General features: G+C 70.5%; 13 protein-coding genes. 8 read left to right on the top strand and 5 right to left on the bottom strand.

Annotated features, from left to right (window positions below):
- Window positions 1-76 precede the first annotated feature (76 nt).
- Window positions 77-1,339, top strand: a complete 1,263-nt coding sequence (locus OHA11_RS24775) for a condensation domain-containing protein (RefSeq protein WP_266499806.1) — start codon at window positions 77-79, stop codon at window positions 1,337-1,339.
- Window positions 1,340-1,422: 83 nt separating this feature from the next.
- Here the strand turns inward: OHA11_RS24775 and OHA11_RS24770 are convergent, their stop codons facing one another.
- Together OHA11_RS24770 and OHA11_RS24765 are read right to left on the bottom strand one after the other, a co-directional pair.
- Window positions 1,423-2,802 carry a cytochrome P450 gene (locus OHA11_RS24770; RefSeq protein WP_266499805.1) on the bottom strand — a complete coding sequence of 460 codons (1,380 nt, stop codon included), beginning with the start codon at window positions 2,800-2,802 and terminating at the stop codon, window positions 1,423-1,425.
- 3 nt (window positions 2,803-2,805) lie between these two features.
- Window positions 2,806-3,813 (bottom strand): hypothetical protein, encoded by a 1,008-nt coding sequence (locus tag OHA11_RS24765; RefSeq protein ID WP_266499803.1) that lies wholly within the window; start codon window positions 3,811-3,813, stop codon window positions 2,806-2,808.
- A 301-nt stretch (window positions 3,814-4,114) separates the two neighbouring features.
- On the opposite strand from OHA11_RS24765, the gene OHA11_RS24760 reads away from it, so the two are divergent.
- Complete coding sequence (locus OHA11_RS24760; RefSeq protein WP_266499801.1) at window positions 4,115-4,384, top strand: acyl carrier protein; 270 nt, start codon at window positions 4,115-4,117, stop codon at window positions 4,382-4,384.
- Entirely contained in the window at window positions 4,374-5,597 is a 1,224-nt protein-coding gene (locus tag OHA11_RS24755) for a beta-ketoacyl synthase (protein WP_266499800.1), read from the top strand. Before OHA11_RS24760 ends, OHA11_RS24755 begins: the two co-directional genes overlap by 11 nt.
- Before the next feature lie 402 nt (window positions 5,598-5,999).
- On the opposite strand, the gene OHA11_RS24750 is transcribed toward OHA11_RS24755, so the two are convergent.
- A complete protein-coding gene (locus OHA11_RS24750) occupies window positions 6,000-7,235 on the bottom strand; it encodes an LCP family protein (protein ID WP_266499799.1) in 1,236 nt (411 codons plus the stop codon).
- 905 nt (window positions 7,236-8,140) lie between these two features.
- On the opposite strand from OHA11_RS24750, the gene tgmA reads away from it, so the two are divergent.
- Together tgmA and OHA11_RS24740 are read left to right on the top strand one after the other, a co-directional pair.
- The gene (gene tgmA, locus OHA11_RS24745; protein ID WP_266499797.1) at window positions 8,141-8,332 is read left to right on the top strand and encodes a putative ATP-grasp-modified RiPP; all 192 of its coding nucleotides are present in this window, start codon (window positions 8,141-8,143) and stop codon (window positions 8,330-8,332) included.
- Between the two features lie 14 nt (window positions 8,333-8,346).
- Entirely contained in the window at window positions 8,347-9,303 is a 957-nt protein-coding gene (locus OHA11_RS24740; protein ID WP_266499795.1) for an MvdC/MvdD family ATP grasp protein, read from the top strand.
- Window positions 9,304-9,336: 33 nt separating this feature from the next.
- Here OHA11_RS24740 and OHA11_RS48385 read toward each other — a convergent pair whose 3' ends face one another.
- Window positions 9,337-9,603 (bottom strand): FMN-binding protein, encoded by a 267-nt coding sequence (locus OHA11_RS48385; protein ID WP_323186630.1) that lies wholly within the window; start codon window positions 9,601-9,603, stop codon window positions 9,337-9,339.
- Here OHA11_RS48385 and OHA11_RS48380 point away from each other — a divergent pair.
- Window positions 9,590-10,189 (top strand): hypothetical protein, encoded by a 600-nt coding sequence (locus OHA11_RS48380; RefSeq protein WP_323186629.1) that lies wholly within the window; start codon window positions 9,590-9,592, stop codon window positions 10,187-10,189. The two genes, OHA11_RS48385 and OHA11_RS48380, sit on opposite strands and share 14 nt — an antisense overlap.
- Here the strand turns inward: OHA11_RS48380 and OHA11_RS24730 are convergent.
- Complete coding sequence (locus OHA11_RS24730) at window positions 10,135-10,629, bottom strand: DUF1877 family protein (RefSeq protein ID WP_266499791.1); 495 nt, start codon at window positions 10,627-10,629, stop codon at window positions 10,135-10,137. The two genes, OHA11_RS48380 and OHA11_RS24730, sit on opposite strands and share 55 nt — an antisense overlap.
- A gap of 763 nt (window positions 10,630-11,392) precedes the next feature.
- On the opposite strand from OHA11_RS24730, the gene OHA11_RS24725 reads away from it, so the two are divergent.
- Both OHA11_RS24725 and OHA11_RS24720 read left to right on the top strand, forming a co-directional pair.
- The gene (locus tag OHA11_RS24725; protein ID WP_266499789.1) at window positions 11,393-12,025 is read left to right on the top strand and encodes an RNA polymerase sigma factor; all 633 of its coding nucleotides are present in this window, start codon (window positions 11,393-11,395) and stop codon (window positions 12,023-12,025) included.
- 89 nt (window positions 12,026-12,114) lie between these two features.
- Entirely contained in the window at window positions 12,115-12,915 is an 801-nt protein-coding gene (locus tag OHA11_RS24720) for a hypothetical protein (protein WP_266499787.1), read from the top strand.
- Window positions 12,916-12,955 lie beyond the last annotated feature (40 nt).

The following is a 12,955-nucleotide window of genomic DNA, read 5'->3' as shown; positions in this document are numbered from 1 at the left end:
CGGACTGCGTTGCGGTGACCGTCGGCCGTGCACGAGCATCATGGCGCCGGCCCGCCGCCTCTGCAGGGAGATCATCTTGCCCGACGCCACCGTGGTGGAGGAACGCCCGCTCGCGGCCAGCGAGTTGGCCTTCGCCTCGTTCGGTACTCCGATCTGTTTCAGCCAGCGGCTGCGGGGCCGGCTCGACCTCGACGCGCTGGCGGCCGCCGTCGGGGACCTGCTCGTCCTGCACCCTGTGCTGTCCGCGCGGATCGTGGCCGTGGACCGGGGCCACGTCCTGCGGCTGGCCCCGTCGGTGCCCGGCCCGCGTCTCGGTGTGGCCGACGGCATCGAACAGGTCGGGGCGCCCTACGCGCCGGACACGCCGCTGCTCAGGGCCGTCGTGACCGAGGAGGCGGAGGACCGCCACCGGTTGGCCCTGTCGGTGCACCACGCCATCAGCGACGGCGTCAGTGCGCTGACGCTGCTGCACACCCTGTGGCGCAGCTACAGCGCACGCGTCTGGGGTCGTACGCCGGTGCTGCCGCCCCGTACCGCCGGGTTGCCCCGCCCCGTCGAGGAGCACTTCCGCGCCCGTTTCTCCGCGGAGGAGCTGGACGAATTCCTCCGGGACCGCTCGGCGCGGATGCGGGACATCGTCCCCGCGTGCATCCCCGCCCTCGCGGCCGGCCACGGCACGCCGGCGCGGGCCGGCGTCCACAGGCGGCAGGTACGGCTGTCCGCCGAGTCGGTCGATCAACTGACGTACCGGGCCAAGGCGGCACGCATGAGTCTGCACGCGCTGGCCTGCGGCATCGCACTGCGCGCGGTCCATTCGCAGTCGCCTCACCCGGACGAAACCGTCCCTTTGACGTGCTTGTCCACACTGGATCTGCGGCGGCGGCTCAGACCGCCCATGCCCCCGCACGAGATGGTGCTGGCCGCCACCGCCGCGCAGGCCGTGGTCGAGGTGGGGCCCGACGTCCATCCGGTCGACCTCGGACGCCGCGTACTGGAGCAACTGCGCGAAGCGGTCCTGAACAACACGGTGCAGAAGGCCATCGCCGCGACCGCCGAGCTGATGGACGACGTGGCGCACGCTCCGATCAGCGTCCTGGTCAGCAACCTGATGACCAAGACTCCGCCGCTGCAGCTTCCCCCGGACCTGAGGTCCGACCCCATCGACGGGTGCGCCCTTCCCCCCGGCCCCCTGCCCTCGGTCTTCCTCACCGGCAGCCAGGACGGCACGGCGGGCCTCGACATCACTGTGGTCATGGCCGCGGACTGGTTCACCGCACGGCAGACCGACGACCTGGCCGACGCCATCGAGCGGGCCGTCCACCGCGCACTGCTCACGTAGGCGCGGCGAATTCCCCGTATACCCAGTCGTCGAAATCCCGTCGTCCGCCCGGAGGGCGGCAGACGGGATTTCGACGACAGTGCCTAGGACACCTGGCGGCGGTGCAGGCGCAGGTCGAGGTTGCGGGGTTCGATGATGCTGCGCCCGACGAGGGTGACCGGGCGGGACGTGGCGGGGGTCAGCTTCCAGCCGGCCAGGATCGACGCCAGGGACAGCATGACGTTCATGACGGTGAAGTCGTGTCCGATGCACTTGCGGATCCCGGTCCCGAAGGGCACCAACTCCATCGCCCGCTCGGCCTTGGCCCACGTGCGTCCGTCGCCGGTCCAGCGCCCCGGGTCGAACCGGTCGGGCTCGGGGAAGAGATCGGGCCGGTGGTGAATGATGTACGGACTGATCAGGACGTCGGCACCGTCCGGCACACGGTAAGTGCCCAAGGACGTGTCCGTGACGGTGGTCCTGCTGAACAGCCACGCGGAGGGCCTGATCCGGAAGGCCTCGGTCACCACGGCCATCAGGGTCGGCAGCTGCGGAAGGTGCTCGTGCCGGGCGAGGCCGCCGCCGCAGACCTGCTGTGCCTCGGCCGCGACGGCCGCGTCGAGATCGTCGTCCAGCGAGAGGTAGTACAAGGTCCAGGCGAGCATCGCGGCCGTCGTGCTGATACCGGCGATGAACATGGTCATCACCTGCTCGCGTAGTTCCGTGTCCGACAGCGCGTTTGAGTCGCCGTCCTCGGCCATGAACATGGACAGCAGGTCGCCCTGGTCGGTACCGGCCCGGCGGTACGAGGCGACCGTCGCGTCGATGTGCGCGTACAACGACTCCCGGGCCTGTACGTAGCGCCGGTTGTTCGGCAGTGGGAGGCGGGCGATGCCGGGCGCGACCATACGCAGGAACGCGCCGCTGACCAGGACGTCCACATCACCCAGCGTGCGGTCGATGGTGTCGGCGCCCGCACCTGTGTCGGCGAACCACGATGCCAGCATCGTCGAAACGGTGATCCGCATCGCCAGTTCCTGCATCAGCCGGCGCACGTCCAGGACCTGTCCCTCGCGCCACTCCTGAGTGACAGCCGTGATCTCGCGCCCGGCCAGCTCCCCGTACCCGGGCAGTTTGCTCGGGTGGAAGGCCGGCTGGGTCAGGCGGCGCAGCCGGGTGTGCTTGGCGTTGGGGCAGGTCGCCAGGCCGTCTCCGAAGAACTCGGAGATGTTGTCGAAGAAGGGGCCGCCCTTGTCGAAGTCGCGGTGGCGGCGCACCAGGATCTCGGAGACCAGTTCGGGACTGCAGACCACGTAGGTGGGGCGGGGACCGAGCCGGATCTCCACCAGGTCGCCGTAGGACGGCAGCCGGGCCAGGAACCGGGTGGGGTCGACGAGCAACTGCCGCAGATGGCCCAGGCCGGGCAGCGCGCCGGGTGCGCGCGGGGCGGGAACGAGTGATGCCGGGAGGTCTGTGGTCGCCATCGTTCAACTCCCCGCGCTCACGAGCAGACCGGACGCCCAGTCGGGCACAACGCGGTGCTCGTCGTGCCGTGTGGTGATCCGCTCCCACTCGTAGTCGCCGCAGATCCAGTCATGAATGATGTCCGCGTAACCCCGCAGCGCCGCGCGCCGGCTCTCGTCGACGGCCCGTAGCAGTCGGGACAGAGCCCTCTCCTCCAACTCCACGAGTTCGTCGACCTTTCGCTGGGCGTGGCGGGACGCCTCGACCAGCGCCTCCTGCCGCGTGCAGCCGCGGCTGCGCTGAATGAGGTGGATCGCGTTGTGCCCGCCGGTGACGTCCTCATGCCTGAGCGACATCGAGTCGTTCCTCAACGCGACGACGTCGGCGCCCAGTTGACGCATGCGCTGCAGCACCGGGTGGTGCCACAGCTCCGGCGGCACCTCGGTGCCGCCCCACTTCTCGCCCAGGTCGTTCTGACCGAAGGCGCACGTCGTGGCCGCCCGCAGCGAGAAGTAGTCCGCCAGGTCGCGATAGGCGAATCCCGTCGTACGGTCCATCGCCTCCGTCACCTGGGAGGAGAAGTACGACGCCCAGTTGAACGCCACACGCGTGCGCAGCGGCAGGGACATCCCCCGCACCATCCGGCTCCACAGATCGGCGAAGGCCCGCACCGTCGGCGTATCGTGCGGCTGCGGCCCGGTCGCGCCGTGCACGATGGCGATCAGGGCGTTGCAGACAGCCGCCACCGCGCTGGGATCACGGCCGATCTCACCGTCCAACTGGTCGTCGAACGGCAGGAAGTACCAGCCCATCATCTGTGCCGCCGTACAGCAGTCCTCGGCACTGGCGTTGGGGTAGAAGAAAGCGGCCACTTCGGCCAGCCGCCAGTCGACGAAGTCCTGCGCGGCCTGCTCGCCGTCCAGCAGGCCGAATCTCCGCATCCAGGCAAGCGCGCTTTCGCGGGCCTGATCCAGATGCGGGTTGACCCGCAGGGGCCACGGGATGGTGAACACCGCTCCGGTTCGCGTCACGCTCGGCTGCTCCTTCGCTCGACTCCCCAGGATGGTGCGTTAGCAGGATTGCGCTAAGCAATGCCCCGCAGAGGGGTCCACTCCAACGGGCGAGCGTGTACGGAAGGCGCCATGCGCCCCACGGTGATCTTGTGTCCGAATACGCCGATTCTCCTTTACTGAAACGGCAGTTCGTGCCCTGGCGGGACTTCCGGCGTTGGGCGGGACGTGCCTTCGCGGCCGGCCCCCGCCAACCCGGGCGCGATAGCAAGTCATTGCTACTGCGATGATCACGTGATTCGACGGAATGGGAGATCACGGCATGACACAGGCAGCGGAAACGGACGGTGAGCGGGCATTGCCCGAGCGGCTCGTCGCCCTGCTCAGCGATCACCTCGATGTCGATGTGGCGCCGGAGCAGTTGACCGCCGCGACGACGTTCGAAAGCCTCGGGATGGACTCGATGTCGTTGATGGAACTGGTCGTGGCGGCGGAGCAGGAGTTCGGGATCGTCCTGGCCGAGGGTGAGTTGGACCTGTTCCCGGCCTCCACGCTCGGTGAGGCGGCGCGGGCGTTCGAGCATGCGGCCTGAGATCGCGGTCACCGGGCTGGGCCTGGTGACTCCGGCGGGGCACACGGCGGACGCGAACTGGGCGGCCCTGTGCCAGGGCCGCTCACTGGCCGCCCCGGATCCCGAACTCACCGGGCTGCCCGTCGACTTCTCCTGTCAGGTGACCGGATTCGACGCTGCGGCCGAACTCGGCCGGTCACTCGCCCGGCGCGTGGACCGGTACATCCAGTTCGCCCTGACCGCCGCCCGACGGGCCGTCGCCGACGCCGCACTGGACACCGGCAGCTGGCCGGCGGAGCGGGTCGGGGTCGTGCTGGGTGTCGGGTCCAACAGCCTTGCCACGTACGTCACCGAGTTCTGCCATCTCGGCGCGGAACGGCCCGAGCGGGTCTCGCCGCTCGCGCTGCCGCGCAGTGTGCCGAGCATGGCAGCGGGCGAGGTCGCGATCGACCTGGGCGCCCAGGGGCCGAACTTCACCACGTCCAGCGCCTGCGCCTCGGGCGCGACCGCGATCGGTGTCGCGCGGGACCTGCTGCGGTCCGGCACGTGCGACATCGTGCTGACCGGCGGAAGCGAGTCCGCGCGCTCCCGTATGACGGCCACCTGCTTCACCCGGATGCGGGCGCTGTCCCGGCGGCGCGAACACCCGCGGCTGGCCAGTCGGCCGTTCGACGCGGCACGGGACGGCTTCGTGCTCGGGGAGGGCGCCGCCGTCCTCGTACTGGAACGCCTCTCCCACGCCCGCGCCCGCGGGGCACCGGTCCAGGCCGTGCTGCGCGGATACGGCGCCGGCGCGGACGCACACCATCCGGTGGCCCCGCACCCCCAGGGGCACGGAGCGGTCCGGGCCATCCGCGTCGCACTGGAGGACGCGGCATGCCATCCGGGAGACGTGGGCCTCGTCAACGCGCACGGCACCTCCACGCGGCACAACGACGCGGCCGAGGCCGCGGCTCTCACCCGGGTCTTCGGAAAGGACATGCCGCCCGTGACGGCCGCCAAGGGCGTGATCGGCCATGCTCTCGGGGCGGCGGGTGCGATCCAGGCGGCGTACACGGTCCTCGCCCTGAACCGTCGGGCAGTGCCGCCCGTGGCGAACTTCGAGGGCCAGGACGGCGATCACAAGCTGGACATCGTCGCCGGCCGACCACGGCCAGTGGCCGGGAACGCGGGCCTCAGTTGCTCGTTCGGCTTCGGCGGCCAGAACGCCGTCCTGTTGTTCACAACCGACTGACGGGAACGGGGTGCGGGGTACGGGGTACGGGGTACGGGGGAAGCCTGATCGGCGACCAAGTCCAGTCGGCCGCCGAGTGCGACATTGTCGCGGTGGGGCATCGGAGACACGGGTGTAGGGGACTTGTCCTACGCGGAGCATCAGTCTGTCTTTTCGGCACCAGCGGTGCCGTTGGGGACTGCGGCCGATGCGCGGGAAGTGATCAAGCATGGGGTCTATACCGAGGGGATCACCCGCAGATTGAGCGCTGCGGCCTTCGCCCGTACGGACTGGCTGGCTGGCTGGCTGGCTGGCTGGCTGTGTTACGTACCAGGAGCCCGTAGTGGAACCCTCGGCCCCTCGGCCCCTCGGCCTACCGCTTGATGGATCAGGGTGAGATCTCAGGGCTTCGCCCCCGGCCCGTCAGTTCTTGTCCTCGATGGTCACCGGCCGGTCGTTCCTCAGTTCGGTGAAGAGCTTCTTCGCCTTCGGTGTGTCCCACTGCACGGCACCGCCCTTGGACGTGCCGAAACCGACGCGGGACACGGGGACGTTGAGCTGCTCGCCATGGCCGGCGGTGACGCCTCTCATCGCCTGGAACAGTGACGCGAGTGTCTGCAGTTGCATGTCCTTGTCCACGACGAGCGTGTCCAGCACCGCGCCCAGGGCGGGATAGGTACGGAACGGATCGAGCGCGGTGCCCGGTGCGGAGGCCTTGTGGGCGAGTGCGGCGAGGAACTTCTGCTGGTTCCGGGTGCGGCCCAGGTCGCCCTGGGCCTCCTGGTGCCGCTGGCGGACGAACGCGAGCGCCCTTCTGCCGTCCAGGTTGTGGCAGCCCTTCGTCAGGTCAAGACCCGACTTCTTGTCCTTGATGTTCCTGTCCACGCACATCTCCACGCCGCCGACCGCGTCGACGACGCCGACGAAGCCCCCGAAGCCGATCTCCGCGTAGTGGTCGATGCGCAGGCCCGTGTTGAGCTCGATGGTGCGTACGAGCAGTTGGGGGCCGCCCAGCGAGAAGGATGCGTTGAGCTTGTTCTTCGCCGGCCGGTGGTGCTTGCCGGTGTCGGGGTCGACGTACGACGGGAGGGTCACCCACGAGTCACGCGGCAGGCTCACCATCGTGGTGCCGTGAGCACCTTTGTGCAGCAGGATCACCGAGTCGGTGCGGCCGCCACCGCCCGCTCCGGTGTGCAGATCCTTCTTCGCCTGCTCGGACAGACCGTCACGACTGTCCGAGCCCACGATGAGATACGTGGTTCCCTTCCCCTGCGGCGGACGGTCGGTGAGCTTGCCGAGGTCGACGTCCCGGTTGAGTTCGAAGTCGGCCCAGGCGTAGGTGCCTCCGCCGGTCGCGAGCAGCAGGCAGAGCAGGTACGCCAGCAGCCGTGCGATCCGGCGGCGCCGGCTGGGGCGTACCCAGGCGGGTCTGGTCCTGGAGGCGTGGGCGCCGCCGTTCTGCCCGACGGTACGGCCGTCGGGCCGCCGCGGGACGGTCGCCCGACCCGGAGCCGGACCGGGCGTGACGGGTTGTGGTCCGGGGGGCGCCTCGAACGGATGGGTGCTCCGCTGCGACACCTCTCCCCTGATCACGCGAGGCGGCTGCGCCTCCACGGCCCGAGCACTGCCATCGGGCCACGAGCCCGGCCGGTCGCTCATGGGTTGAACCACTCCTTGATCAACTCGAAATCGCGTCGCCGATCACCTCGACGACAGCTCTCGTGCGGCGACCGGCTGTCGGTACGGCTCCGGCGAGTTACTGCCGCCCGTGACGGCCGCGCGGTGCGTCGCCCGCCTGCGTCGACCGAGGGCGTCGGGCCGACAGAGCGGTCCGCGACGACGGGCCCCCGCCACCGGGCGTTCCAGCGGGCGTTTCCGCGCCGGTCGCAGGTGTCGGCGCACGATGAACGATGGAGCATTTTCAGCTGGTTTGTCTTCCGGTCGACCTCTTGCATGGGCGGCGAGTGTAGCCACGACCTATGCCGCGGGTGTGTCCGAACGAGCGCGTACGCCGCCCCGCCGCGGGGACTGTGACACCTGGCCCCTCCGGTGCGCTGGCCTGTACAGCTGCGGGGAAGTGTGTCTCGCGACAGCCCCGACGTGTCCGGGCGCGGCAATCCGTGCGGGCGCACGCGGCATTCGGCCGACCGGCGGCCCATTGGCCGCAGCACACACGTGGCAGCACACACATGGCAGCACACATGCATGAGGGCATCCTCGAACCCCGGTAGGCCCCCAAGCCATGTCGGCAGCCCGTGGGGGCCGTGCCGAAAGGACCCAAGCCCGACTTGCCTTGCATGGCCGTTGTTTTGTGCGTGAAAGGGGGTCGCCGCGATCGCCCGGGAGTGAGGGCGCCGTCACCCTTGGTGGCCCAGTGACGTTAGGGGCGCTCAATTCGATGTGTGACTCGTGGGGAAGGTGCATGCAAACGATGCAGGTGATGCGAATGAAGGCGACAGACAATGTGACGACCTTCACCCCGATGTGGCAGAAAGTGATGAATTCCTTACGCAACAAACGCGTAAGGGACTGTACGCAGGCAAGTGCGACTTTGGAGGTCTCCAGTGCGACCGTTCACCCTCAACTACACCTCCCCGAAGGTGCTTCGACCCGTGGTGACGCCGTACCGCTTCGACGCTTCGCGCCAGCTGAACGTGCTTCCCGACGGCCGCCCGGCCGTCAGCGACCGCGCCCTGCTCCTGGCGGCCGGCACGACGACGTCCACCGCCGGTTCCCAGACCCACTTCGACGACTGACGACCGGTGGCCGCATGACCGTGCTGATCCTCACGTCCGAGGAGGACGTGACCGCCGACATGGTGGTGGCCAAGCTGCACGAGACGGGGGCACCCGCGATCCGGCTGGACCCCGCCGATCTGCCGGGCAAGGCCGTGTTGTCCGCCGACTACGCCCACGGCGACTTCGACGGCCACCTGTCGGTGAACGGACATGTGCTCAGCACGAGAGGTCTGCGCTCCGTATGGGTGCGCAGGCCCGGCGAACCGGCCGCGCACGCGGCACACCCCTCGCCGTGGCTGACCGCCGAGACCCGTCAGGCCCTGTACGGAATGCTCTACTCCGCCTCCACGCGATGGATGAACCATCCGCGCAACGCCGACCAGGCCCGCCTGAAGCCATGGCAGTTGAGAGTCGCTCACCTCTGCGGCTTCGCCGTACCACCGACGGTCTTCACCACCTCGCCGCGCCTGGCACAGCAGTTCGCCGAGGAGCACCGGGACGTGGTGGTGAAGTCCGCCTCCGGGCCGCCGCCCGGCGATCCCGGACTGGCCCTGCCCACCACGTTGATCGGCCCCGACGCGGACTTCTCCACCGTAGCGGCCGGTCCTGCGCTGCTGCAGCGGTACATACCCAAGCGCGCCGACATTCGTCTGACCTGCGTCGGTACCCGGCTGTTCGCCGCGCGGAAGACGGCCGAGCCCGGCCAGGTCGACGGGCGCTACGGCGACACCGAGCACGCCTGGGAGGCGGTCCCGGTACCCGAACGCATCGGCAAACCGGTGCTCGACTACGTGGCCCTTGCCGGACTGGCGTACGCCGCCTTCGACTTCGCCGAGGACGAGGACGGCATCTGGTGGTTCCTGGAGTGCAACCAGGGCGGCCAGTTCGGCTTCGTCGAGCTGGCGACCGGCCAGCCGATCTCGGAGGCGGTCGCCCGGTGGCTGTCACAGCCCAAGGAGGAACGCCGTCGTCCCGAGAGGCGGTGGTGAGGGAGCGCGGCCGGACGGCTCTGCCGGGTCGGATCAGAGGCCGGCCCGGTCCAGGGCGCTCTGCAGGGACTGCTCGTAGCCCGCGCTGGTGTAGGTGGCACCGGACACCGAGTCGATGTCCGCGCTCTGCGCCGCCAGGGTCTCCTGGTTGAGCTTGGGGACGGCGTCGGAGGAGATGTCCCTGCTCCGCGCCGTCTCGTCGGGGACCTGGACGGCGCTCGCCCCGGTGATGCGGCCGTCGGCGAGGGTGAGCCGCACCTGGACCGGGCCGTACTTCGTCTGTGCCGTGGACCCGGTCACGGAACGGGTGGTGGGCGCGGCCGACGTCGTCTTCGAAGCAGCGGGGGCGCTGGTGGTCCTTGTGGGTGCTGCCGCAGCGGGCCGGGACGCCGACGGGCTCGGGGAGGAAGCGGCGCGCTTCGTGGGCGTCTTCGTCGGCGAGGCCGCCGAAGCGGACGGGGAGGACGGGGAGGACGGGGAGGGAGGCGTCGAGGCGTCGGCCGTGATCTCCGCCGTGGGGTCGGAGCCCTTCGTGAGCGCCGGGTCCGTCGTCGGCTTGAGCGAGAGCAGCAGCACGATGCCGGAGACCGTGGCGGCGGTGGCCAGCACGGCATGGCGGATTGGATGCTTCTTCTTCACGAGACTCACAGCGCACGGGAGCGCCTGGGTATCACAGGCCCCCGGGGTACCCGACGGGGTGGCGCACCGTAGCAAGCAGCAGCTCGACCTGCTCGACGGACTCGCCGAGCGGGGACTCACCCCGCCGGTGGTCGCCGACAGCAATACGGCGACAACGTCGCCGTCCGCACGGGAGTCCGTGTGCCGCGTGCTTCAGGTCGGCAGCCACTTCACCACCGCGTCTCCGCACGCGGCCGTCTGCGCGTAGAACTCTGTCAGCTCCCGATGCGCCGCCGCGAAAACGCCCCGCGTGTCGGGCTCTGCTGTGACGCCGCCGTAGCGCGGCAGCAGTTCGTCTCGGGCGAAGGCCCACAGCGCGTCGAAGTCGGCCATCGTCAGGAATCTGGCCACCCGGTGCGCCTGGCCCGCCGTCAGCACCAGGAACGGCGGCTTGTACCGATCGGGGTGGAACACCGGCCGACCGCCGAGCACCACCTGGGCCTGGGGTCGATCCTCCGCACGGTGCGGGGGATCGCCGGCGTAGAGGAGTTCCTGGTCCAGATAACGCTTGTCCAGCACCTCCTCGCGGTGCCGGTCGAGGCGGTGCCGGACGGTGTCCGAGTCGTCCCCGAACAGCCGTTCCAGCCAGGTCGCGCTGTTGCGCAGTGCCGGGGGCGGCACCGCTCGCAAATGGAAGTAGAGGCTCATCACAGAGGGAGCGCACGGGGACGCCGGAGCGTCACTCCGCCCGGCGCACGCCGCGTTCCGGGAAGCCCCCCGGCCGTCGTGCGGCAAGGTAGGAGGCGGCGCTGCGCCAGGTGCCGGAACCCCGGAGAACCAGGTGACGGATCACCCGCGTACGCCCCGCTGCGCGGCTTCGGGGCGTACGCGGGTGAGGTGATCGTCCGCCGTCGGTCCGAACGGCGTGTGGGGCGGCCGGACCCCATGCAGTGGTTGGGGTCCGGCCGCTCCTGCCCCTCTCCATGTCGCTCCCGGGGGGAGTCCAGAGCGACGCGGAGAGAGTTCGGGAGTGGTCGTGGCACGACGTCCGGCCCGGCGATCACCGATCGCCGATCACCGATCACCGTCGGGCGGTCCGGTACGGACTCGGTACTCACACAGCGCACGGCCGGCGCGATACGTCACCCGGCCGGGACGGCACGGGTTGCGCACAGGTGCCCGATCAGCGGATTCGCCGGGCGTCGCTGCGCCGCAACGCCGCCCGGACCGGCGTCCGACCCGGCGTCCGGATCGGCTCAACGTCCTTACGTCGCCGTTCCCTTGGAGCTGCCGACGGGCCTCGCGGCTTCGCCGCCCACGCCACAGGAGCTCCGACGACGACGTGAGGGACACGTGATGCGTTGTGACATTTCCGTGAGAACGCGCGCTGGTCTCAATGGGGCCGTCGATGCCAACGGGGCTCGTCGGACGGAACGGACTCGCTTTGAACCAGGTACGAACGAGGACAGTCTTGGGCCAGGCACGGCAATCCCGCCGCGTGCAGACGTACGACGGGGAATTGGGCGCGGCAGTCGCGCGGGCCCAGGACGGGGACGAGACCGCCTTCGCGGTCGCCTACCGGATCGTGCAGCCGGGCCTGATCGGCTATCTGCGCGGATTCGTCGGCGAGGACGCGGAGGACGTGGCGTCCGACGCCTGGCTGGAGATCGCCCGTGACCTGAGACGGTTCAAGGGGGACGGGGCCGGTTTCCGCGGCTGGACGGCGACCATCGCCCGGCACCGGGCACTGGACCATCTGCGCCGCCAGCGCGTGCGGCCCCGGTCGGGAGGGACCGAACAGGACGTCCTGAACCTGCCCGACCCGCACAACACCCATGACCAGGCGCTGGAGACCCTCTCCACCGAGCGGGCCCTGGAACTGGTCCGCGGGCTGCCGAAGGACCAGGCGCAGGCCGTGCTCCTGCGAGTCGTTGTCGGCCTGGACGGTACCGCCGCCGCGCGCGTCCTCGGCAAGCGCCCGGGAGCGGTGCGCACCGCCGCCCACCGAGGTCTGAAACGCCTCGCCCACCAGTTGGGCGTCGGGGGCCAGGTGGCAGAGGGTGTGACGGATGAGGCTTCCGGGACGCTGGGGGAGTCGAAGTGAACGACGCCCGCGACAGTGGGCCGGCGGACGGGCAGCAGGGCCCGGAACGCCAGGTGAATCGAACATGTCGGACAGGAACGGAAGCGGACATGGGTGAACGGCTGAGCGGCGACGGAGTGCCGGGCCGTCGATGTGTGCACCCTGACGACGCCGTGTCCGCCCCGTGGGACGTGCGTGACGACACCGCGCTGGAGACGGTGCTCGCCGCCGCCCTGCGCGGAGCCGATCTCGCCCCCGAGGCCGAGCAGCGGGCCGTCGCCGCCTTCCGGGCCGCTCGTGGCACGGACGGGCATCGGGCGTGTACCCGGCGCCGGGACGACTGGCGGCAGCCCGCGGAGCGGCGAACCGGGCGCCCCGTGAAGACAACGTTCGCCGCCGTGTTCGCCAGCCTCGCCCTGGGCGGTGTCGCGGTCGCGGCCATCGGTTCGGCCGGCTCGTCCACGGACGGCGCCGGCGCCGACCGGAAGACCCCGCACCCCTCGGTGTCCGCCCCGGCCCGGCCGAGCGGTGAGACCTCGTCGGCTTCCTCCGCCGGCGTCGGACCGACGGACGGCCCGGCCACCGCCCAGGACACCGAGGCCCACTGCCGCGCCTACGAACACGTCAAGGACCGCGGCAAGGCGCTCGACGCGACGGCCTGGCAGCAACTCGTCGCGGCGGCGGGCGGCGAGAGCAAGGTCGCCGCGTACTGCGCCGAGCAGCTGGCACGGGCGACAGCCGCACCGGGCAAGTCCGGCGACACGGGCAAACCCGGCGAGGGCGCTGCGGACGCCGGCACGGGCACGACGGGGAACACCGGCACGTCGGGCAACGGGAATTCCGGCAACGACGCCGGCGGCGCGGACAACGGGACCGGCAACGGCAAGGCAAGCGGCGGGAAGGGCGAGTAGCCCCTGCGCCCATCGGCCGGGCCACTCACCGTTCGGGGGC

It is taken from the genome of Streptomyces sp. NBC_00878, assembly GCF_026341515.1.
Classification (GTDB): Bacteria; Actinomycetota; Actinomycetes; order Streptomycetales; family Streptomycetaceae; genus Streptomyces.
This window is presented reverse-complemented; position numbering and strand designations above follow the sequence as displayed.